17 protein-coding genes are annotated in these 20,483 nt (G+C 51.9%); 8 read left to right on the top strand and 9 right to left on the bottom strand.

Features of this window, described 5'->3' with window-relative positions:
- Nucleotides 1–137: 137 nt before the first annotated feature.
- From JO972_RS11040 to JO972_RS11025, 4 genes are all read left to right on the top strand, one after another.
- Entirely contained in the window at nt 138–560 is a 423-nt protein-coding gene (locus JO972_RS11040; RefSeq protein ID WP_425498303.1) for a DUF3592 domain-containing protein, read from the top strand.
- Between the two features lie 339 nt (nt 561–899).
- Nucleotides 900–1,721: an ABC-three component system protein gene (locus JO972_RS11035; RefSeq protein WP_309490106.1), complete on the top strand. Its 822-nt coding sequence runs from the start codon at nt 900–902 to the stop codon at nt 1,719–1,721.
- Entirely contained in the window at nt 1,718–1,948 is a 231-nt protein-coding gene (locus JO972_RS11030; protein WP_309490105.1) for an ABC-three component system middle component 6, read from the top strand. Before JO972_RS11035 ends, JO972_RS11030 begins: the two co-directional genes overlap by 4 nt.
- A complete protein-coding gene (locus JO972_RS11025) occupies nt 1,939–3,636 on the top strand; it encodes a DUF2326 domain-containing protein (protein WP_309490104.1) in 1,698 nt (565 codons plus the stop codon). Before JO972_RS11030 ends, JO972_RS11025 begins: the two co-directional genes overlap by 10 nt.
- Nucleotides 3,637–3,805: 169 nt before the next feature.
- Here JO972_RS11025 and JO972_RS11020 read toward each other — a convergent pair whose 3' ends face one another.
- The 4 genes from JO972_RS11020 to JO972_RS11005 form a co-directional block, all read right to left on the bottom strand.
- On the bottom strand, nt 3,806–6,025 hold the full coding sequence (locus tag JO972_RS11020) for a molybdopterin oxidoreductase family protein (protein ID WP_309490103.1): 2,220 nt from the start codon (nt 6,023–6,025) through the stop codon (nt 3,806–3,808).
- Nucleotides 6,026–6,050: 25 nt separating this feature from the next.
- Nucleotides 6,051–7,760 carry a DmsC/YnfH family molybdoenzyme membrane anchor subunit gene (locus tag JO972_RS11015; protein ID WP_309490102.1) on the bottom strand — a complete coding sequence of 570 codons (1,710 nt, stop codon included), beginning with the start codon at nt 7,758–7,760 and terminating at the stop codon, nt 6,051–6,053.
- A 76-nt stretch (nt 7,761–7,836) separates the two neighbouring features.
- On the bottom strand, nt 7,837–9,630 hold the full coding sequence (locus JO972_RS11010) for a bifunctional protein-serine/threonine kinase/phosphatase (RefSeq protein WP_309490101.1): 1,794 nt from the start codon (nt 9,628–9,630) through the stop codon (nt 7,837–7,839).
- The gene (locus JO972_RS11005; RefSeq protein ID WP_309490100.1) at nt 9,627–11,099 is read right to left on the bottom strand and encodes a NarK family nitrate/nitrite MFS transporter; all 1,473 of its coding nucleotides are present in this window, start codon (nt 11,097–11,099) and stop codon (nt 9,627–9,629) included. Before JO972_RS11005 ends, JO972_RS11010 begins: the two co-directional genes overlap by 4 nt.
- Nucleotides 11,100–11,245: 146 nt before the next feature.
- Between JO972_RS11005 and JO972_RS11000 the strand changes: the two genes are divergently transcribed.
- The 3 genes from JO972_RS11000 (at nt 11,246) to nirD (ending at nt 15,220) form a co-directional block, all read left to right on the top strand.
- On the top strand, nt 11,246–12,184 hold the full coding sequence (locus JO972_RS11000; RefSeq protein ID WP_309490099.1) for a LysR family transcriptional regulator: 939 nt from the start codon (nt 11,246–11,248) through the stop codon (nt 12,182–12,184).
- Nucleotides 12,185–12,336: 152 nt separating this feature from the next.
- Nucleotides 12,337–14,856 (top strand): nitrite reductase large subunit NirB, encoded by a 2,520-nt coding sequence (nirB, locus tag JO972_RS10995; RefSeq protein WP_309490098.1) that lies wholly within the window; start codon nt 12,337–12,339, stop codon nt 14,854–14,856.
- Nucleotides 14,857–14,884: 28 nt separating this feature from the next.
- The gene (gene nirD / locus JO972_RS10990; protein WP_309490097.1) at nt 14,885–15,220 is read left to right on the top strand and encodes a nitrite reductase small subunit NirD; all 336 of its coding nucleotides are present in this window, start codon (nt 14,885–14,887) and stop codon (nt 15,218–15,220) included.
- Here nirD and rdgB read toward each other — a convergent pair.
- The 3 genes from rdgB to JO972_RS10975 form a co-directional block, all read right to left on the bottom strand.
- Nucleotides 15,217–15,810 carry an RdgB/HAM1 family non-canonical purine NTP pyrophosphatase gene (gene rdgB / locus JO972_RS10985; RefSeq protein ID WP_309490096.1) on the bottom strand — a complete coding sequence of 198 codons (594 nt, stop codon included), beginning with the start codon at nt 15,808–15,810 and terminating at the stop codon, nt 15,217–15,219. The two genes, nirD and rdgB, sit on opposite strands and share 4 nt — an antisense overlap.
- Nucleotides 15,811–16,113: 303 nt before the next feature.
- Nucleotides 16,114–16,686: a hypothetical protein gene (locus tag JO972_RS10980; protein WP_309490095.1), complete on the bottom strand. Its 573-nt coding sequence runs from the start codon at nt 16,684–16,686 to the stop codon at nt 16,114–16,116.
- Nucleotides 16,687–16,829: 143 nt separating this feature from the next.
- Nucleotides 16,830–18,164, bottom strand: a complete 1,335-nt coding sequence (locus JO972_RS10975; protein WP_309490094.1) for a serine/threonine protein kinase — start codon at nt 18,162–18,164, stop codon at nt 16,830–16,832.
- A gap of 439 nt (nt 18,165–18,603) precedes the next feature.
- On the opposite strand from JO972_RS10975, the gene JO972_RS10970 reads away from it, so the two are divergent.
- Nucleotides 18,604–19,056, top strand: a complete 453-nt coding sequence (locus JO972_RS10970; protein ID WP_309490093.1) for a thioredoxin family protein — start codon at nt 18,604–18,606, stop codon at nt 19,054–19,056.
- 374 nt (nt 19,057–19,430) lie between these two features.
- Here the strand turns inward: JO972_RS10970 and JO972_RS10965 are convergent, their stop codons facing one another.
- Together JO972_RS10965 and JO972_RS10960 are read right to left on the bottom strand one after the other, a co-directional pair.
- On the bottom strand, nt 19,431–19,727 hold the full coding sequence (locus JO972_RS10965; protein WP_309490092.1) for a hypothetical protein: 297 nt from the start codon (nt 19,725–19,727) through the stop codon (nt 19,431–19,433).
- A gap of 98 nt (nt 19,728–19,825) precedes the next feature.
- Nucleotides 19,826–20,464, bottom strand: a complete 639-nt coding sequence (locus JO972_RS10960) for a 3-keto-disaccharide hydrolase (protein WP_309490091.1) — start codon at nt 20,462–20,464, stop codon at nt 19,826–19,828.
- Nucleotides 20,465–20,483 lie beyond the last annotated feature (19 nt).

Here is a 20,483-nt window from a genome sequence, read left to right as displayed (position 1 = left end):
CGTGTTTCCTGTCTCCGAGGTCGATGCCAACAATGGACTTCTGATGTTTGATACTATTGTTCATAAGGTGGTAGCATTCTACAGAAACCGTTGGCCCGGCCTCGACTACCTTCTCATTCAATCTTCGCTGGCCATCAGTGCCCGGCAAGCTGGTGAATGTGGTGGTGCAAAGCAAAATCGATCATCAACCCGGCGTGGGTGGAACCGCCAGACGCCTGGATACCGCCTATTTTATCAGGTTGGATTACAGCTATGAAGTGGACGGCAAACCATATTTCTCCTCCCGCTATTCCTTGGGCAACGGCAATGTCGTGGACAGCGAGTACTACGACACCCAAGAAGAAGCCGAAGCACAGGCCCGCAAAGAATACGGAGAGGTCCAAGAACTCACCGTCTTTTACGACCCCGATGACCCTGCCGAAGCCGTGATCAAACCAGGCTGGAACTGGGGTACATTCGCCCCTTTATTGATTGGCCTCTTCCTGATCGCATCAGGTTGGTTAATGCGGGCTATCATCAGTCGGGCTGAGCCAAACGCAGCAAATAGCGCTCAGGCATAGAAACGGTGCATCTTCTCCATCTCCCGCCAAATCCACTGGACCTGTTCTAAGAACCTTAGAAAGCTTGGACCATTGAAAGCCTCGATACCACTTCCATCTATACCGAAGTCGCCATCAAGCATCTGAGAGAAGTCTATAACCAGACGTGTCCATCGTGCCTTTCTGGATAGAGAGGGTAGAGAAATTTCGATGGCCCGTTTGCTCTTGTAGTTTGCCCTTTTTTTCGTTCCTATGGGTTTCGGGCAGGAGTTGCTTCTGGAGGCTATTTTGATAAACTGACCAGCGAAGCCTCATTTCTCACATGCAGAGGTTCCACATAATCAGATAAAAAGGGTTCAAATGACAGAAAAGGCCAGACAATACAGGCCGTCGCACGTCCGACGGCTAGATACCCTTTCTAGAAATGAATGCGCAGCTCCAGACTGTGGAAAAACCCTGATTGCGCGTGATGGGGAAACCATAGTCAGTAAAATATGCCACATTGAAGCTGCCAGTGAAAAAGGGCCTAGGTTCAATCCGGAAATGAATGTCGATGAAAGGAGGCATTACAACAACCTAATACTGCTGTGTGATGAGTGTCATGGTATCATCGACAACTTAGAAAATGAGCCTGATTACCCGGTGGAGTTGTTACGCGAATGGAAAAAGGAGCACGAGTCGAAAGGCTTTACTGCCCTGAATGCAAAAAAATCGCTTTTATTAGTAGCAATAAACGCCATCGCGTCATCATCGCTGGAAGATGTCGAGGATGTCGAGGAAACAGAACCTTCGGTTTTTGATATAGAGGGCAAGATAGCATACAATTCTGTTGTTAGGAATAGGCCCCTGATTGATGAGTATAAGATATTCTACACCAAAATCGCTTCATTATATGGAGAACTGGAAAAGCAAGGCAGCTTCAAAAAAGAACGTCTGCTGAGGAACATTAGGCGGCTGTATTTGAAAGTCAGAGGCAGATATGTTTCAGTAGGGGACGATTCCATGGAGGCAGTCCAAAAGAATGCGGATAGCATTATTGAAGACATCGAAGAAGAGTTGATTGCATCCTGCTCCTCTGAGAACAATCTGTATGATGAGGATGTGGCCTTTGGGGTGTCCATTATCATGGTGGATGCGTTTATGAGATGTAAAATTTTGGAAGAACCTCACTTGTCATCATGATTGTAGGAAAAGACACACATCCAGAAAGGAAAGTTTATTACTGGGGTGCGCTGGTTCTCGAAGTGCTATCTTCAAGCAAAGAGGATCATCTAAACAGTTTTGCAGTATATGAGAATTTGAAATCAAACCATGATATTTCAGCCGAGCTATTCTTGCTGACTTTAGATTGGCTCTACCTTGTTGGTGCGATCGATGGTGAAAAAGGGCGTATTCAAAAATGTTTCTAAAAAGCTTAAAAATTGAGGAGGGAGAATCCCTCATAAGGAACATCTCTTTCAGAAAGGGCATCAACCTTATTGTTGATGAGACCGAGACAAGGAGCAGGAAGGAGTCAGGGAATAATGTAGGTAAAACTACAGTTCTAAGATTAATAGACTATTGTTTGGGTAGCAGTGGGAAAAATATCTACCAAGACCCTGAGTTTCGTGGGAGGAGCAATTCAGTGGTGGAGAACTACCTGACTGGTAATAATGTTTGCATCACTTTGGTTCTTAAAGATGATCTTGATATTGCAGCGTCCAGAGAAATTGTCATCCGCAGGAACTTTTTACAACGGAGTGACAAAATACTCGAAATTAACGGCGAACCAGTAAAGTCCAAGGATTTCCCAGAGTGCCTAAAGAGCTTGATTTTCAATTCCAGCGTTAGCAAGCCTACGTTCAAGCAGATTGTGTCAAAAAATGTTAGAGACGAAAAAAACCGTTTGATAAACACGGTGAAAGTCCTCCACCCAGCGACCAAGTATGAGGAATACGAGGCTTTATATCTGTTCTGGTTGGGCATCGATATAGATGTTTCAGACAGGAAACAAAAGCTATTCGCACATAAAAAGATCGAGGAAGACCTCCAGAAGCGACTGAAAAAAGAAAAGACGATTTCCCAAATCAAGCAGTCGTTATTGGTCGTTGATAGTGAAATTGAGGAGTTGGAAGCTAAGAAAGACAATTTCAGTGTTAACGAAAATTATGAAAATGAAGTTCAACAACTGAATCTAGCAAAAGCAAAAATCAATAGGCTGTCTACCCAGATAGCCCGAATTGAGTTGCGGATCGAGCTAATCAAAGAAAGTGCTGGGGAGTTAGAGGACGAAATCTCAAATGTTAATGTAGAGAAAATAAAAAGCCTCTATGAAGAAGCCAAATTCTTGATGCCATCAATACAAAAAACATTTGATGAGACATTGAGCTTTCACAATGGCATGGTGCTGGAGAAAAAGAAATACATCACCAATGAACTTCCCTCACTGGAATCTGAGCTGCTTGGGCTGAATAAACAACTTGAGGATTATTTGTCTCAGGAAAAAGCACTAGCTGCATCAATCAGTAAGTCGGATACGATGAATGAGTTTCAGAGTGTCGTCCTAAAACTAAATCAGTCTTATGAATCAAAAGGCTCTCTGGAAGAGCAGAAAAGGCTGTGGGAAAGCAGCATGGATAAGCTCGGAGCCATTAAGGAAGAACTCAAGAAAATAGACCAAGGGATAGACTCGCTAGATGATAAAATTCAGAAGAGAGTTTCTGAATTTAATAAATTTTTCTCAAAGCTATCAAATGATCTATACGGAGAAAAATACGTATTAAGTGCCGACAAGAATCCGAAGGGATATGAGTTGAACATTTCCAGTGTTCTTGCAAATCCTGGCACAGGTAAGAAAAAGGGGGAAATGGCAGCATTTGATTTGTCCTACATCCTGTTTGCAGACCATATGGGTATAGAGTGCCTGCACTTTGTTTTGCAGGATCAAATTGAAAATATACACGACAACCAGATTACGAGCATTTTGACGGATTTTGTTGAGAACAATAACTGTCAGTATGTGTTGTCTGTATTAAGGGACAAATTGCCGTCTGATATTGATGTGTCAAAATTTGAGGTAGTATCGCTGTCTCAGAACGATAAATTGTTTAGGGTATGATTACGCCTATGAGGTGGTGATCTTCAAGAGTTCGCTTGATATGTGGCATGAATTTTTTGCTTTTGCCGCCGAAGTGAAGGGGCTGGTATAGAAATGTTGCACACCGTGACAGTCTGCTGGAAAGGACTGCCTCGAATGCTCTCTCCCCGGTCGTTTCGGCGAAACGACCCTATCTAACTACTCGCACCGCGCAGAATTTGTAACTTGGCTGGCGGGAAAACGGATCAAACGACGCCTTGGTCAACTGGTTGGTCTTGGCGTAATGCATCGGCATGAAGAGTTGGCCGGGTTGCACCGTGGGCGTCACCATAGCGGTCACCGTCACCTCCGCACGGCGTGAATGCACGGTGATGGTGTCGTTGGGTTCGATACCCAACTTCTCAGCATCCTCTGGGTGCACTTCCACGTAGATCGATTGCGGGTAGAGTTTGCGCAGCACCGCGGACTTCTTGGTGCGCGTCTGGGTGTGCCACTGGGCGGAGCTGCCGCGACCTGTTAGCAGGATGAAAGGAAACTCATCATCCGTCGGTTCGGCGACTTCTACCGGATCGGAGAAGAGGAACTTGGCCCGACCATTGGCATGAAAAAAGCGGCCGTCGGAAAATAGGCGGCGTTGATTGTCCTGAGTCAGTCCCTCGACATCCTCAGGACGGCAAGGCCACTGGATGCCGCCGAGTTCATCGAGGGTGCGGTAGCTATCGATGCCGGAAATATCACACGGCTGACCTTGGGAAATTTTTGTTAGGATGCGGAACACATGCTCCGGCGAACTCCAGCGGGAAAACATCTCACCACAGCCCCAGTACTGGGCGATGAGTCGGAAAATATTGAAGTCGGACAGCGCTGAGCCAGGGGCCTTGGCGACTTTTTTCACCAGTCCGATGCGGCGCTCCGAGTTGATGAACACACCATCTTTCTCCCCCCAGCCAGCGGCGGGCAACAGCAGGTCCGCCTGCTCGACGGTTTCCGTGGTGGCATACATGTCCTGCACCACGAGGAAGTCCAGCTTCTCCATCGCTTCGCGGTACTGCTCCTGGTGAATCCATGAGTGCGAGCCATTGGTCGCCACCACCCAGAGGGCTTTGATTTTCCCCGCATGAATTCCCTCGATGATCTGATCGTAGGCCCAGCCGGTTTCGGTGGGAATTAGTTCGGGATTCATCGCCAGGGCTTCGGCGACCTTTTCACGGTCGGCTTGATTGGAAAAATCGTGACCGCCTAGCAGATTGGTCGTGTTACTGAACAATCGCGATCCCATGGCATTGCACTGGCCGGTGATCGAGTTCGCCCCGGTGCCGGGTCGGCCGATATTGCCGGTCATCAGGGCGATGTTGATGATCGCCTGAGCAGTGCGCACCGCCTCGTGGCCTTGGTTGACACCCATCGTCCACCAGAACGAAACGCGCTTCCCTGCCCCGATCGTCTCAGCCAGCTGATCCAGCTGCGCTATGGAAATGCCACTGCGCTTCTCCACCTCATCGGGGGTGAACTGGGCGATGTGTTTTTCAAATTCGTCAAAGTGCTCACAGTGCGCTGCGATGAACTTGTGGTCCACGTATCCCTTTTCTAACAACAGGCGGGCAAGACCGTAGAAGAAGACCAGGTCACTCTTCGGAGCGATCGGATAATGCTGGGTCGCGGCCACGGCGGTTTCCGTTTTGCGTGGATCGATGACCACGATTTCCGGATTGTGCGGATTGCGCTCCACCCGCTGCCACATGATCGGGTGCGCGATACAGAGATTGGAACCAATCAGCACGATGACGTCCGATTCCTCAAAGTCCTGATATGTGTAAGGCGGAGAATCGAAACCGAAGCTCTGCTTGTAGGCGACCACGGCGGTGGCCATGCACTGGCGGGTGTTGCCGTCGCCGTGCTTCATGCCCATGCCGAACTTACTCAAGGCACCGAGAAAGGCCATCTCCTCAGCGACGATTTGACCGGTGCTGAGAAAGGCGACCGATTCCTTTCCGTGTTTCGCCTGGATCTCCTTGATGCGTTCGCAGAAAACCACCATGGCACGATCCCAATCGACCTCTTCCAGCTGGCCGCCACGTTGTTCTCGCAGCAGTGGCGCGGTGGCGCGATCTTTCGCCTGCAGTGGGGTCAGCGCCTCCCATCCTTTTGGGCAGGCCATGCCGAGGTTCACCGGGTATTCGGTGGCAGGAGTCAAGCCCACCGCCTCATTTTCCTTCATGTGAATATTGAGCCCACAGCCGGTGGCACAGAAACCGCAGACCATAGTGGTGGTGGCATCCGGGACCACATTCGCCGGCACCTGACCAAGGCCAAATTTCCCCGGCTTGCGCACCAGGCGGTCGGTCTTCGGCCCCTGCCATTGGCGCACGGGAGGGATCAGCTGTTTGAGGAAATGACTAGGTGTCGACATGTTGGAAATCGTGGAGATGAAGTGCTTAATGCGGACGGCTCAGCTCACCGGGCATCTTCAGAGTGACCACGGCCTGGAAGAACAGCTTACGCTCGAGCCACTCGCTGGCGAGCAGGGAAATACAGGCCACCACGGCGCCGGTCACCGCCAGCGGGGGAACCAGGATCGCCAGAGCCACCGCCAGCATCGCCGCCGTGAGTGTCAGCCAGCGAAGTTTCAGCACCGAACTCAGCGGCTGCAGCTGCAGCAGTGCGCTTTTCTTGGCATAACTCCACTCGTCCTGCTTCGCCGGTGTCAGCTGCCGGATCTCAGTGACCAGCTTGAGCACCAGCGAGAGCAATACACCCGTCACAGCAAAGACCGTGACCGAGTCCGCAAAGATCAACTCCGCAGCGCAGAGACCGGTGAAACCTCCTAACAACATCGTGCCTCCAAAGCGGCCGAGCGTTTTACCCATCGACCAAAATGCGCGGCGGGTATCGACGTAGACCATGATCGAACAGAACACGCTCACCAGACCTAACAAAACAGCCAATGCCGAAGTCGCCAACGCGAACCAGCCTGGGAGGACGCTCGGTAAAATTGCCTGTGCAGCTGTCGGAGCCCAGCCGTAGAGATGTGGCCACGCGGCCACAGCCAGGGACAGCATCAACGCCGGCATCCACGCACCAAAGAGAATCACCTCTCGACTCAGCCAGGAGGTTTTCAGACCGAGGAAACAACGCCAGGCACCCTTCGGACTGCCGAGGTGGGTGAAGCTGGCAATCAGGCCTACCTTTCCTAACAACACAGCCGCAAGCAGCAGCGGAAGATGCAAGTTGGTAAATCGTTCGGGAGCTAACAGCCGCCCGATGCCATCGACCAATGACAGCCCGACAGCCACCTGAGTGAGCATCAGCATGGTCACCAGCGGCAGGTGCGAGTGCGCCGGAGTGAGCTCATATTCATCGCTCGCCTGCATGGTTGCGTCCAGCTTGCGCTTGCTGCGGAAAACGGTGGTCGGCTTGGTGTATTCCGACTGAAATGCTCCGGGCAGCATCCGCCGTCCTCCCTTCGCCGCCTCGTGCACGCCGCTGGTTTGCACCACTTTGATTTGGATGGCTCCGCTGGGGCAGGATTGCACACATGCCGGGGCTTCCCCTTCGGCGAGGCGCTCGTGGCACATATCGCATTTCCTCACAATCCCCAGGGACTTGTCGTATTTCGGCACGTCATAAGGACACTTCAGCGAGCAGTATTGGCAGCCGATGCATTGGTCGTCGAGGTGGCGCACCACCCCGGTGTCCTTTTCCTTTTCGTAGGCGCCCACCGGGCAGCCATTGAGGCAGGCAGGATCGGCGCAGTGGTGACAGGCCGTGGTCACCGTCTGCTGCTCGGCCACGCCATCGACGACGCCACGGATCGATCCGATATCGCGCCAGCTTTCCTGATCGTTCAGCCCGTTCAAGCTGTGGCAGGCCACCACACAGGCTTTGCAGCCGGTGCATTTGTCGAGATCCACCTCGAAGGCATACTGCTCACCGGTCGACGGTTTGCGGATCGGGATCAGGTCTTGGTAGTAATTTTTCTGCGCGTGACCGGGGGTGGAGGCATGCTTCTGGCTAAAGCGGTCCACAGCGGTCAGCTCCTGCTGTTCACGCAAGAACTCCTCGATCAGATTCAGCTGATCGTCACCGAGTACATAGGGCTTTTTCGAGAAGCTGTACTCGTCATTCTTGTGTGTGGCTAGGGGCATTACCGTCCTCATAGCAGGCGTCATGCCAGTGACCCTTGTGACGATGATCACATTTCATTATTTATGTGATAATTTATCATTTAATCACCAGTAGCAGGATAATGATCCCGGCGAGCACCGCCGATACAGTCTGCCAGAACTTCACCGGATTGCGCTCGATCAATGGCAAATACGAAGCCATGGAATAGGAATCGCTGGGGTGCTCGAGATCGTAGACCCACTCACTCATACCCTGATAACGGGCGCCGGGGACGATTTCCACCGCCCGCGCCACCGCACCATCGAGCCACACCGGCACCATCGGGTAGTGATGGTAAAGCGGCACGTATTCCAGCTGGCTAAAATCCTTGGGGCTCTTTGCCTTCGCCCATTTCTCACCGTAGGGGCACTTGCCACCGCTGAGCAGGTGATAGGCAATCATCGCGATGGAAAATTGATCCGCCCGCGGGCCAATCCTGCTGGACGTCGGCATCCGATACTCCGGAGCTGAAAAATCAAGCGTGCCGAGAGCGTCGTCATCCTGACGACCAAGGCGTTCACGCAGGCCAGCGATCCGGCAGGAACCGTAATCGATCACCGTTACCTTGCCCTCGGCATCGACGATGATGTTTTCCAATTTCAAATCCTGATGCAGCACCTCCTTGCGGTGCAGCGCCCGCACGCCGGAAACAATCTGCCGGACGATGGCGACCACTTCATCGATCGGTGGCCGGCCTTGATGACCGTGCAACCAGTCGGCCAGGTTTTGCCCGTCGAGTGATTCCATCAGGTAGTAGAGAAAGGTCGGTTTGCTATCGCGGTCGATCACGCGCACCAAGTTCTTGTGCTCCACCCGTTTGCCCACCCATTCCTCGGCGGCAAAGCGTTCGATGTATTCTGGGTCGTCTTTGAAATTCACCGATGGAGTTTTCATCACCAGCATGCGTCCGTCGTTGAGATCGCGCACCCGGTAGAGCTGGCTGCGTTTACTTTCCACCATCACCTCCTCCACTTCCAGTCCGTCGATTTTCATCCCCGGAGCCAACAAAGGAGGAAACGGACGCTCACTCACCACCCTCTGGGCTTCTTCGTAGTTGCTGTCCGGAAGGCTTTCCACCTTCACCAGCACACAGGTGGTGTTGTCGTCGCCACCGCTGTCCAGTGCCCGCTGCGCCATGGCGGCAGCGATGTCATCGAGGCAGCCTTCGGAATCGGCCAATTTGCGAATTTCTTGGTCGCTGATAAAATCGTGCACGCCATCGGTGCAGAGGATGAACAGATCATCCACTTGCAGGTCCGCCTCGCGGTAATCCACTTTCAAGTTAAGGCTCAAGCCCATGGCCCTATTCAAAAAGCTCGCTTTGGAAACCATCGATCGGTGGTCGCGTGTCAGCTGCTCGATCTCACCATCTCTGACGCGGTAAATGCGGGAGTCTCCGACGTGGAAAATGAAGCCGGTGCGCGAACAGAGCACCAGTGAACTGTGGGTGGAGACGTAGCCTTTTTCATCGCTGAAGCCCTCGGCACTCCCCTGCCCGTAGAGCCAGCGGTTGAGGCTATCCAAGACCCGCTGCGCAGAGGTCTTCACCGTCCAAGTCTCTGGCGTGCAGAAGTAATCGGAGAGAAAACCTTGGACACACATCTCGCCGGCCACCTTGCCGCCGTTGGCCGCGCTGACCCCATCGGCAACCACTGCGGCAATGCCTTTGGTAGCGACCACCGCATCGTCCGGCACTCGCACGCCGGTGCAGTCTTCGTTTTGCTCCTTCGGACCACACAAAGAACACTGCCCCGCCTCAACGCGGAGTCGAGACGGGGCAGGGCTATGATTTTTCATCCCAGCCAGCTTCACATCAGACGGGGAGGGATGGCAATGGGGAAGTTCACTCATGCGACTTCGATGAATTCCACAGAACCATCAGGCATGACCTCGGCGACGTGCCCTTCCGGCTCGTCAAGGAACATGGTGGCCACAAAACCCAGCGAGCTCGACGCGGCGATGATCATGAAGAAAGTGGAGGCATTGACGAAGGAAAACACGGTCAGGAACACCACCGCTCCCACGTTGCCGTAGGCTCCTGCCATCCCTGCAATCTGGCCGGTCATCCGACGCTGCACCAGCGGCACGATGGCAAACACGGCACCCTCACCAGACTGCACAAAGAAGGAACAAAGCATGGTGACTCCCACGGCGAGTGGGATTGCCCAACCGGCATCGATCTGGCTCATCAGGAAATAACCCACAGCCAGCCCCACCATGAAGATCAGCAGACTCTTGCGTCTTCCCAGTTTATCAGAAATCAAGCCACCTGCCGGGCGTGCGACCAGGTTCATGAAGGCAAATCCGGAAGCCAGCAGGCCGGCGGTCACCGCACTGAGGCCAAAGGTGTCCATGAAGAAAAATGGCAGCATCGAGACCACCGCCAGTTCGGAACCGAAAGTGACAAAGTAGTTCAAATCCAAAATGGCAACCTGCTTGAACTTGAACCGGAACATCTCGCCCACGCCTCCATTTTTCAGCATCTCCTTGTTCACGCGATAGATCTGCGAGGCCTGGAAGGCAAACAGCGCGGCGAGGCCGACGTAGATGATATTGACAGCTGTCTGGCTGAGCAGCCCGACACCGGTCGGTGACAGCTTCCAGCCCAGCACGGCGAGCGCGAGATACATCGGCACCGTCATTACGAGCAGGAAGTAGAAGTCACGCGGAGTGCTGACTTCCATGCCTCCACTTTTTTTCGGTTTGAAATAGGTCGATCCCTTTGGGGTATCGCGGGCCACGATGTAGTAGAAAACTCCGTAAAGCGAGGCGATGGCACCGACGCTGTAAAGAGCGTAACGCCAGCCGTTTTCACCGCCAAAGGCCAAGGCCAGCGAGGGCATGGTCATCGCGGCAGCAGCCGAGCCGAAGTTCCCCCAGCCGCCGTAAACCCCCTCGGCCAGTCCCACCTGACGAGCCGGGAACCACTCGCCCACCATGCGGATACCAATGACAAATCCAGCCCCCACAAACCCCATTGCAAAGCGCGCCATCGCGAGCTGTTCGTAGGTTTGGGCGGATGCAAACAGGGCGCATAAGACCCCCGAGATGATGAGCAGCGCACTGTAAGTTTTCCGTGGTCCCAATTTATCCACCAGCATGCCAATCACCACCCGTGCAGGGATCGTCAGGGCCACATTTAAGATCAGCAGCGCCTTCCACTGCGCCTTGCTCATGCCAAAGGCTTCCGTCAACACCGAGCCCAAAGGCGCGTGGGTGAACCAGACAACGAATGTTATAAAAAACGCCACCCAGGTGAAGTGCAGGGTGCGAATGCTCGGGTTTTTAACATTTAGGGGGTTGAGTTGTGTGTTGCTCATATCCGCCCATCAAGCACTCCCTATGCCAATCGAACCCCATTGCTATTCAGACGCATCATTTTAAAGATGAAAATAAGTCATGGAGAAACATGGTATGGCAACTGCTGAGTATTTCTCATCAATACTATTATCCAAACAACTGTATTATGAATCTACCCGATATACGTCAGCTCAATATCTTTATTGCCTTGGAGGAAACCCGATCGTTTACCGCGGCGGCCCGACTCTGCTTCATCACCCAGTCCGCCGTCAGTCACTCGATCAAAGCTCTGGAAAAACAACTCGATTGCCCACTGATCGAGCGCATGGGAAAGCGCATCATCCTCACACCTTATGGCGAGGTCTTCCTGCACCACTCAAAGCGTGTTGTCGCCGAGCTCGAGTCCGGCTTGTCCAAACTCGAAAAGCTCAAGCAATGGGGCTACACCTCGATCCACGTCGGAGTGCCGGACTCCATCTGCCAAATTGTGCTACCCGCTGCACTCAAGGCCTTTTATGAAAAGCATCCACGCTGTGAGGTCTCTGTAAGCATCGGCGATACCACGGAGATTCTGAAAATGATCAAAGATGGTCAGGTCGATATCGGCGTAGGCATTCAGCAGTCGCTACCCGATCAGAAATTCCACTTCACCCCGCTCGCCGACGATGAGCTTTGCTTCATCACCAGTGTCGAGCACGCGTGGACCGAGCAAGAGCCTACCATGCGCAAGGAGCTCTCCGATGTCCGCTTGATCACCTACTCGGCCAAGAGTGAAACCAAACGCCTGGTCACCCGTCACTTCAACGAACACGTCATCCAGCACCATCAGCCGCTGACCCTCGGCAACATGGAGGCAATCAAGGAGATGACCAAGCTCGACATGGGCGTGGGCATCATCCCCCGATGGGTAGCACGTGAGGAAATCGAAGCCGGTGAGCTAACTTCGCACACCATCTCGACTCCAGCGCCACAGCGCACCTGGGGTGTGTTCTCTCCCGCGCATAAAACGCTGTCCCTACCCGAGGAAGATTTCATCAGCATCTGCAAAGAACACCTCGAAGCCGCCATCGCTGCGGACGTCGAAGAACCCGTGCCAGCCAGCTAACGGCAGCACCACTTCAGCCACACATTAAAATAATGAGCCTCATGCCTGTCATGAGGCTCATTCATGTCTAGGGCCGTCATATGGCATGCCACATGCTCAACTTGGGTTAAGGAAATCCTTTCCAGACACAAACCTCAAAACCCCAGACTACAATGAAAGAAAGAATCATCGTCATCGGCAACGGCATGGTCGGTTATAAATTTTGCGAACGCTTGGTCAGTAAAGACACAGCGAAGCGCTACCAGATCGTCACCTTCTGCGAAGAGCCACGGCCGGCCTACGATCGCGTCCACTTGTCCGAATACTTCTCTGGCAAATCCGCCGACGACCTAGCGATGGCCAAGTTCAACTGGTATGAGGACAACGGCGTGGAACTTCACGTCAACGAACTCGCCACCAGCATCGACCGGAAAAACAAGCGCGTGCTGACCGCTGCCGGCAAGGTGGTGCCCTATGACAAGCTGATCATGGCGACCGGTTCGTCTCCCTTCGTGCCACCCGTGCCGGGGATTGAGAAGAAAGGTGTCTTTGTTTACCGCACCATCGAAGATCTCGAGGCGATCAAAGCCTATGCCAAGAACAGCAAGACTTGCGCCGTGATCGGGGGTGGATTGCTGGGTTTGGAAGCCGCCAAGGCCGCTCAGGATTTGGGCCTGAAAACGCACGTCGTCGAGTTCGCTCCACGGCTCATGCCCAGGCAGCTCGATGAAGACGCCGGCATCATGCTCAAGGACATCATCGAGGAACGCGGCATCCAGGTGCACTTGAACAAAGCGACCAAGAACATCGCCGGCGAGGACACCGTCAGCGCCATGGAGTTCTCGGACGACAGCAAACTTCCGGTCGATATGATCATCGTCTCCGCTGGCATTCGTCCGCGTGATGAACTCGCCAAGGAGGCAGGTCTCGAAGTCGGTGAGCGCGGTGGCATCCAGGTCAATAGCCTGCTGCTCACCAGCGATCCCCACATCTTCGCCATCGGCGAGTGCGCGCTGTATGAGGGAATGATCTACGGCCTCGTCGCTCCCGGCTACCAGATGGCCGATGCGGTATCCGATTTACTTTTAGGAAAAGAAGCCAGCTTCGAAGGCGCCGATATGTCTACCAAGCTCAAGCTGATTGGCACGGACGTCGCCAGCTTTGGCGCCATCGAAGCTCCGGCTGATTCCGGAGCTCGTGAGATCGTCATCAATGATCCACACAGTAAGCTCTACAAAAAACTCGTCGTCAGCGCGGACGGCAAGACATTGTTAGGCGGTATTCTGGTCGGCGATGCCTCGGCCTACGGCGGCCTGCTGCAGATCTATCAGAACGGTCTGGTTATGCCTCCCGAGCCCATCCAGCTGATCCTCCCCGCGAGCGAAGGCTCGGCCGCCATGGGAGCGCACGATATCCCCAGCGACGCCCAAATCTGCTCCTGCGAGTCGGTCACCAAGGGCGATCTCTGCGACGCCATCGATAACGGCTGCGGCTCCATCGGCGAGCTCAAGGCCTGCACCAAAGCCGGCACTGGCTGTGGTGGCTGTGTGCCCTTGATGACTGATATTTTCAAAGCCAAGATGAAGGAAAACGGCGTGGTGGTGAGCAATCGCCTCTGCGAACACTTCGATCACTCACGCACGGAACTCTACCAAATCATCCGCGCCACCGGGATCCAGACCTTTGAAGAACTGATCAAAAAACACGGCACCAGCCTCGGCTGCGAGGTTTGTAAACCTGCCGTGGGCTCCATCCTTGCCTCCACCTGGAACAAGCCGATCCTCGAGCACGCTCAGCTGCAAGACACCAATGATACCTTCCTCGCCAACATCCAGCAGGACGGCACTTACTCGGTGATCCCCCGCGTTCCGGGAGGCGAGATCACTCCGGACAAACTGATCGTGATCGGCCAAGTCGCTAAGAAGTATGACCTCTACATGAAATTCACTGGCGGCCAGCGAATCGACATGCTGGGTGCTCGGGTCGATCAATTGCCATCGATCTGGAAAGAACTCATCGATGCTGGCTTCGAATCAGGTCACGCCTACGGCAAGGCGCTACGCACAGTGAAATCCTGTGTCGGTTCCAGCTGGTGCCGCTTTGGCGTTCAGGACTCCACAACGCTTGCCATTGATGTGGAAAACCGCTACCGCGGCATCCGCTCACCCCACAAGATCAAAGGCGGTGTTTCCGGCTGCGCTCGTGAGTGCTCGGAGGCTCGCTCCAAAGACTTCGGCATCATCGCCACCGAGAAAGGCTGGAACCTCTACGTCTGTGGTAACGGCGGTATGAACCCACGCCACGCCGACCTCTTTGCCACCGACATCGATCGCGAAACCCTGATCAAGTATATCGACCGCTTCCTCATGTATTACATCAAGACCGCCGATAAACTGGAACGCACAGCCACCTGGATGACCAAACTCGATGGTGGACTCAAACACCTCCAAGACGTGGTCATCAACGACTCTCTCGGCATCTGCGACGAGCTTGAAGCTCAAATGCAGCAACTCATCGACACCTTTGAGTGCGAGTGGACCAATGCCATCAACGATCCTGAGAAAATGAAACGATTCCGTTCCTTTTCCAACACTGACGACAAGGATGATTCCATCCACTTTGTCAAAGTGAGAGACCAAATCAGCCCGGCGCGTCTCAACGAGACCGCAGAAGAAACGGCAATAGCTCAATAACCCTTAAAAATAATACCACACGACAATAATGATAACCGATACCAAATGGACCAGCCTAGGTAGTATTGACAACTTCCCACTGCACCTCGGCACCTGCGTCAAAGTAGGCGACACCCAGATCGCTGTATTCCACCTACCCACCGAGGGTAAGTGGTATGCCGTTCAGAACCTCAATCCGATCAACGAGCGCATGGTGCTCTCACGCGGAATGGTGGGTGATGAAAATGGCGTTCCCTACGTAGCATGCCCACTCCACAAGCACCACTTCGCATTGGAAACTGGCATGTGCCTCAATGATCCTACCTACACCATCCAGACCTTCCCCATCAAGGAAGAGGGTGGCGAGCTGATCATCGCGGCCTAATCCTCCCGAGCTGCTAACCAGCGGCTCACTTGCACCATCGCCCGAGCGCGGTGACTGAGGCTGTTCTTCACCTCTTCACCGAGCTCGGCGAAGGACTTGTCATATCCCTCGGGCACAAACAAGGGATCATAACCAAAGCCGCCCTCGCCGTGGCGCGCGGATAAGATATGTCCCTCCACGGCACCGTCAAAGTGCGCCAGCGCCTCCCCATTTTCAGCCAGCACCATCACGCAGCGGAAACGGGCGGACCGTTCACCCTCGCCGACACCTTCGAGCTCGGCGAGTAACTTTTTGTTATTGAGCGCATCATTGCCGTCCTCACCAGCATAGCGCGCCGAGTAAACGCCGGGAGCACCGCCAAGGGCATCCACTTCCAGTCCGGAATCATCAGACAGCACCAGCCCCGGCACCGAGCGACTGATCTCCACAGCCTTCAAGGTGGCATTTTCCAAAAACGTCACCCCGGTCTCTTCGACCGCCGGCAACGATGGGTGGGACTTCAAATCCGTCACCTCATACCCAGCACCTAACATGGCGCGAATTTCCTCGGTCTTATGAGCATTTCCAGTGGCAACAAGCAGCTTTTTCATGCCGCAGAGCTAACATCAGGAAAAAATTTATCGAGAATTTTGGACTCTTGGAGGTATTTTATCGTGAGGTCCAAGGTGGCCTCGAACAGGCCATTGGCTGACGAACCAAAGCAACGGCGCATGCTGGGCGACTTACGTCCTAGCATAGCCAACCCTCACGGGGGATCGAACTTAGACAAAGGCGATGAAGTTATAATTTTGAGAAAACTTTAACAAACTGACTCCGTGTGGGGTTGGCTACTACGACTTGTTCGGTATAGTGACCTAGATTTGAGTATCTTTAGCTGGGCTTCTTATTTTACTTCATTCTCTTACGATCTTCGCAAGTGGAGGAGTTATACGTGATGTGCGTCTCTTTCTGCCTAGAATACCAACAACACAATAATTAAATAAGATTCTATATACTGCACGAGCATTATTATCAATTAATTTATCAACGTCACCAACTACTTCATCTCGAATTTCGTCGGGAAACCCTGTCATATCAAGCTCAGGATAAAAATCGTTTAAACAATTTCTAAAGTATTTATCAGTGAAAGAAAATTCATCATTATCTCCAGTCTGCATAGTGTGCGCTGCACGGTTACGAATTTTCTTCAAAGAATTAATGCCTCTGAAGTCTTCCTCGGATAAATGTCCAAATGCAAAAGCTAAAGAAAGCATATTACCGAAGGAACTCAGGGGTTTAGGGTAATCGAATAGTCCTTTAACTTTTTGAAAATTAGAATCAACCAAAACATCCTTTAGAAATTCATACAAAAAGCCTTCTAGTATTGCCCCTCCCAAAATTGCGACTTCTCTATCACTTTTGGATAAGTCAAAAATTTGCTCATTGAAATAGTTTAGAGTTTTATAATCTGGACTGGATTTTTTCATACTGTTTTTTAGCGAACGTCTTAGCATAACTATCCCATACGGGACAACAAATTTTGACGAAGGGGTTAATGGTTATAATTATCTAAAAATTTGGCTGGAAAGGCGCCGCATGGGATTGGCTACTGCGCCTTGTTAGCATTTTTCTAGTCGCAGATCTTTGCTAAGGCTGGAGATAATGAGGAAGGTTCTTCTTTAATAGTCAAGACACATCTCTTAAAACTCCACTCTAGTTCTTCTGTCATAAGCTCGATAGCCATACGCTTAGCCAATCCAGAATCAATTACATCTTCCTTACTACGCCTTACTACACACCTCATGATATACCATCTGTTGTGTGATTCTGCTAATTGAACTAGTGAAGCAAAAGCTAACGCTTGGTCTGATGGGGTTCCGTGATCAAAAATTGTAGTTAGACGACCGCAAACGCTATCTGCAAAATTAAACAAGAAACGTGTTGAAGCAGCCCAATAACAATACTTCTCAACAATTGCTGAGGATATTCCATCTCCTCTCTCGACTATTTTCTTTAAAGCCTCTGATGGTAGACGAGTTAAAAATGGTGTGGATAGAGAATATACCCATTCGTTTTCTAGTCCTTCAGTTCTTTCTTCTGTATCAAGAGTAGCGAAGAACCTAGCAAAATCATCATAGTCTGCATCTATCCAATCATTAACAGAATCAAGCTTCTCTAGCCATTTATTGGCTTCTTCATCATCTACTTCACAGTGTCCACCTTCTTCAAAAAGTGTATCTAAGACCAAAGATCGAAGGATCTTGAGTGAAGGTCGTCTATCTGGTTTGGGATCAGTGCATTTTTCAATAATTACACCCATTCCGCCAGTGGCGGAATGTTTAGCGTATGGAGTGCGGTCATATTGACCGAATAAGTCATGAAGAATGCATCCAAAAGAATAAATATCTGCTGAGGCTTGAGCATTATGGAAGTCTTGTCGTTGTTCAGGTGCGCAATACTTCTCTGTGAAGATAATAGTGTCTTCAGTCAGAGTCATTGTCTGACCTGATGGAGGCAATACAGCCCCTAGGTCTGAGAGTTTCCATGCTCCATCATGAAATAGTATATTATTAGGATTAAGATCTCTATGAACGTATCTTTCATCGTGAAGCCGTTGCAAACTATTTAAAATATCAGCTATAGGTTCAATCTCCACAGATCCAGCTGATTTATTATCAGCGATCTCCTCTGTATAAGTTTTCTCTGCCAGAGGCATAATGAACCATGGTTCAGATCCAGATAGATCATGATCTAAAACAGGAATTATCTCTGAACCTCCAAGTTCTTGCTGAGTTAAAACTTCCCTGCGAAAGCGTTTTCTCAGTTTATCGTGAAAACCAGCACTTATTGTTGATGATGGTGCAAATGTTTTGCGAGCAAAGCGGTTATCTTTTTCGTCTTTTACTTCTTCGACGGCTCCGAAACCACCTCGTCCGATTAGTTTTATTTCTGTGTAAGTTGCCATATAGGGTGTTGTATTTATGCTAACAGTGTTATTAGTTGACTCGGGTAGTAGGAACTTTCACATGCTTGACTACTTTGAGTCGTTAAGCACAGAGCTGATACCCGATCTAGTTGAAATGATTCTAGTCTGTTAGTTTGCGTAGCGACAAGTAAAATTGTGTGTAGGTGTCGTTGGTAGTCTTATCATTCAAAGTAGCTGGAGGGATTACTACATCGTTGGATTTAATCACCGATAATTAAATAACTCCTGGTATAAAGTTGCTTTCCTTGAGGCAGGGGCAATTCATGCTCGAAATCAGTTTGAGAGAGGGTATCGCCACCAGCAGTGTGAATCCGCTGCAAACATCGTGTTTCCCGAATTCGAGCCACGGATTTGGTGGCATTTGCGAAAAAGTTGGAGAATTTTGGAATAAAAACGGCCAATCAGACGCTTACTAACGATGAAAGCAATCAAACATATCCTCACCGCCGCCTTCGCTCTTGCCACATTTGCAGGAACTGCCATCGCCGGAGATGACTGGCTGACAGACGTCGATGCCGGTATCGCCCAGGCTAAGAAAGAGAACAAAGCTGTCATGGTCGAGTTCACCGGATCCGACTGGTGCCCGCCTTGCATCATGATGCACAAGAAAGTTTTCTCCAAGTCCGAGTTCACCTCGAAAGCATCTGAGAAGTTCGTGCTGGTCAAAATCGACATCCCTAACAAGGACAAAGAGCTCAAGAAAAAGAACTCCAAGGTGCTGCAGAAATACGGCGTCCGTGGTGTTCCTACCGTGATCCTCTTTGACGCTGACGGTAAAGAGTTCAACCGCTTCACCGCTTCCCAATTCCCTGACGTGGACAAGTTCCTTGCCCATCTCGACTCCGCTCTGGAGAAGAAGGACATGGACTAACACATTCTCTCTTCCCTGATTGTAAGGGTTTTTTATAACAGAGCCGCGTGATGCATTTCACGTGGCTTATTTTTTTGTCCTGATGTATGAGCGTAGCACTCAAGTCGATCGGCGCAGGCAGCTGATTGTATCTATCTAAGCGCTTCGTTCCGACGGCTCATTCGCCCCATCCTTCTTCCGCAGTGGCCAGTCCATGGCAAAGTGAAACAAGGGGATATTGGCGACACCTCCGGCGATCAGCATCAAGTGCCCGCCATCCTCCCAGCCCAGTTACCAAGCAAAGCCTGCAGCGACAATCACCAGGAGGCAGAGCGCCAAGATCGCGCCAAAGATGAGGTTGGCCTTCGGGGAAGGCCTTGGCTAGGTCTGCCTGCCTAACCAGCCAGTTCTTCCACCAGCTGCAGCCACTCTTCGCCGAGTTTTTCCTGTCCTACCGGCTGGGGTTTCCCTGCTTGGCTGTACCAGTATCCGGCGTTGGGCAGGTCACCTTCCACGCGGTGGAGGTGGGCGTGGATCCAGGCGCCGGCTGGGCCGTCTATTTCCTGACAGAGGTCGTGCGCCTCTTCCCATCGGCCGGCACGGGCCAGCCAGAGGGAGCGCAGTGCCTGATTGAGTCCGGCGGGTGGATTGCCTCCACGCGTCGCGGATTCCGCGAGTTCTTTAGAATTCATACTTCATTTCTACATACGGAAACGAAGCGATCAAGCTGGAAGTGACGATTCTATGATGAGACCGGTCGATGCGCCACTTCCCTCTAGGACTTTCCCCTTTATTTGGAAAACTCGGTGATGGTGAGATCACGGAATTCCACCTTGGCCTTGCCACCCGAGTGAATTTGCACGGCGATGTGGCCTTTGGAGGGGATTTTCGGGTTTTTCTCCACATAGTCGGCCGTTTTCACCCCGTTGATGTAGAGCTCGTGGTGATTGCCGATGCAGCGGATGATGTAGGAATTCCATCCTTCCGGATTGAGCACACGCTCCAGGGTGGAGGTGTCTCCTTTAACTAACTTTTTCCGCCGGTGCTCATCGTAGATGCCGCCCCACCAGTCTTTGCCGATGTCTGCCTGGTAGCCGATGATTTTCTTCCCTTTGATGATCGAGCGATACTGGATGCCGGAGTTGATCAGTCCGGTGGCATGATCGCCGCGAATGCGGAACAGACAGCGGAACTCGAAGTCCTCGTATTGTTTCTCGGTGGCCAGGTAGGTGTTGCGCGGGATCTTGTCGGTGAGATTGCCTGCCACGATCGAGCCGTCTTCCACCGACCATTTTTCCATGAAGGCAGGATTGACGGTTTTCCAGCCGCTGAGGTCTTTGCCGTTGAAAAGTGGCACCGGCTTGGCGGGTTCTTGAGCGTGCACGGTGCCGAGGCAGATCGCGCAGGTGAGAAGGGTGATGAGTTTCATCGTTAGTAAATTTGTTAGG

Source organism: Oceaniferula flava, from assembly GCF_016811075.1.
In the GTDB taxonomy this organism is placed as follows: Bacteria; Verrucomicrobiota; Verrucomicrobiia; order Verrucomicrobiales; family Akkermansiaceae; genus Oceaniferula; species Oceaniferula flava.
This window is presented reverse-complemented; position numbering and strand designations above follow the sequence as displayed.

What these genes read in the sequence shown, in the direction of transcription:
- JO972_RS11010 (WP_309490101.1), bottom strand. Translation starts at nt 9,630, where the DNA reads ATGAGTGAACTTCCCCATTGCCATCCCTCCCCGTCTGATGTGAAGCTG.
- JO972_RS10970 (WP_309490093.1), top strand. Translation starts at nt 18,604, where the DNA reads ATGAAAGCAATCAAACATATCCTCACCGCCGCCTTCGCTCTTGCCACA.
- JO972_RS11025 (WP_309490104.1), top strand. Translation starts at nt 1,939, where the DNA reads ATGTTTCTAAAAAGCTTAAAAATTGAGGAGGGAGAATCCCTCATAAGG.
- JO972_RS11015 (WP_309490102.1), bottom strand. Translation starts at nt 7,760, where the DNA reads ATGCCCCTAGCCACACACAAGAATGACGAGTACAGCTTCTCGAAAAAG.
- nirB (WP_309490098.1), top strand. Translation starts at nt 12,337, where the DNA reads ATGAAAGAAAGAATCATCGTCATCGGCAACGGCATGGTCGGTTATAAA.
- JO972_RS10965 (WP_309490092.1), bottom strand. Translation starts at nt 19,727, where the DNA reads ATGAATTCTAAAGAACTCGCGGAATCCGCGACGCGTGGAGGCAATCCA.
- JO972_RS11030 (WP_309490105.1), top strand. Translation starts at nt 1,718, where the DNA reads ATGATTGTAGGAAAAGACACACATCCAGAAAGGAAAGTTTATTACTGG.
- nirD (WP_309490097.1), top strand. Translation starts at nt 14,885, where the DNA reads ATGATAACCGATACCAAATGGACCAGCCTAGGTAGTATTGACAACTTC.
- JO972_RS10980 (WP_309490095.1), bottom strand. Translation starts at nt 16,686, where the DNA reads ATGAAAAAATCCAGTCCAGATTATAAAACTCTAAACTATTTCAATGAG.
- JO972_RS10975 (WP_309490094.1), bottom strand. Translation starts at nt 18,164, where the DNA reads ATGGCAACTTACACAGAAATAAAACTAATCGGACGAGGTGGTTTCGGA.
- JO972_RS11020 (WP_309490103.1), bottom strand. Translation starts at nt 6,025, where the DNA reads ATGTCGACACCTAGTCATTTCCTCAAACAGCTGATCCCTCCCGTGCGC.
- JO972_RS10960 (WP_309490091.1), bottom strand. Translation starts at nt 20,464, where the DNA reads ATGAAACTCATCACCCTTCTCACCTGCGCGATCTGCCTCGGCACCGTG.
- rdgB (WP_309490096.1), bottom strand. Translation starts at nt 15,810, where the DNA reads ATGAAAAAGCTGCTTGTTGCCACTGGAAATGCTCATAAGACCGAGGAA.
- JO972_RS11005 (WP_309490100.1), bottom strand. Translation starts at nt 11,099, where the DNA reads ATGAGCAACACACAACTCAACCCCCTAAATGTTAAAAACCCGAGCATT.
- JO972_RS11000 (WP_309490099.1), top strand. Translation starts at nt 11,246, where the DNA reads ATGAATCTACCCGATATACGTCAGCTCAATATCTTTATTGCCTTGGAG.
- JO972_RS11035 (WP_309490106.1), top strand. Translation starts at nt 900, where the DNA reads ATGACAGAAAAGGCCAGACAATACAGGCCGTCGCACGTCCGACGGCTA.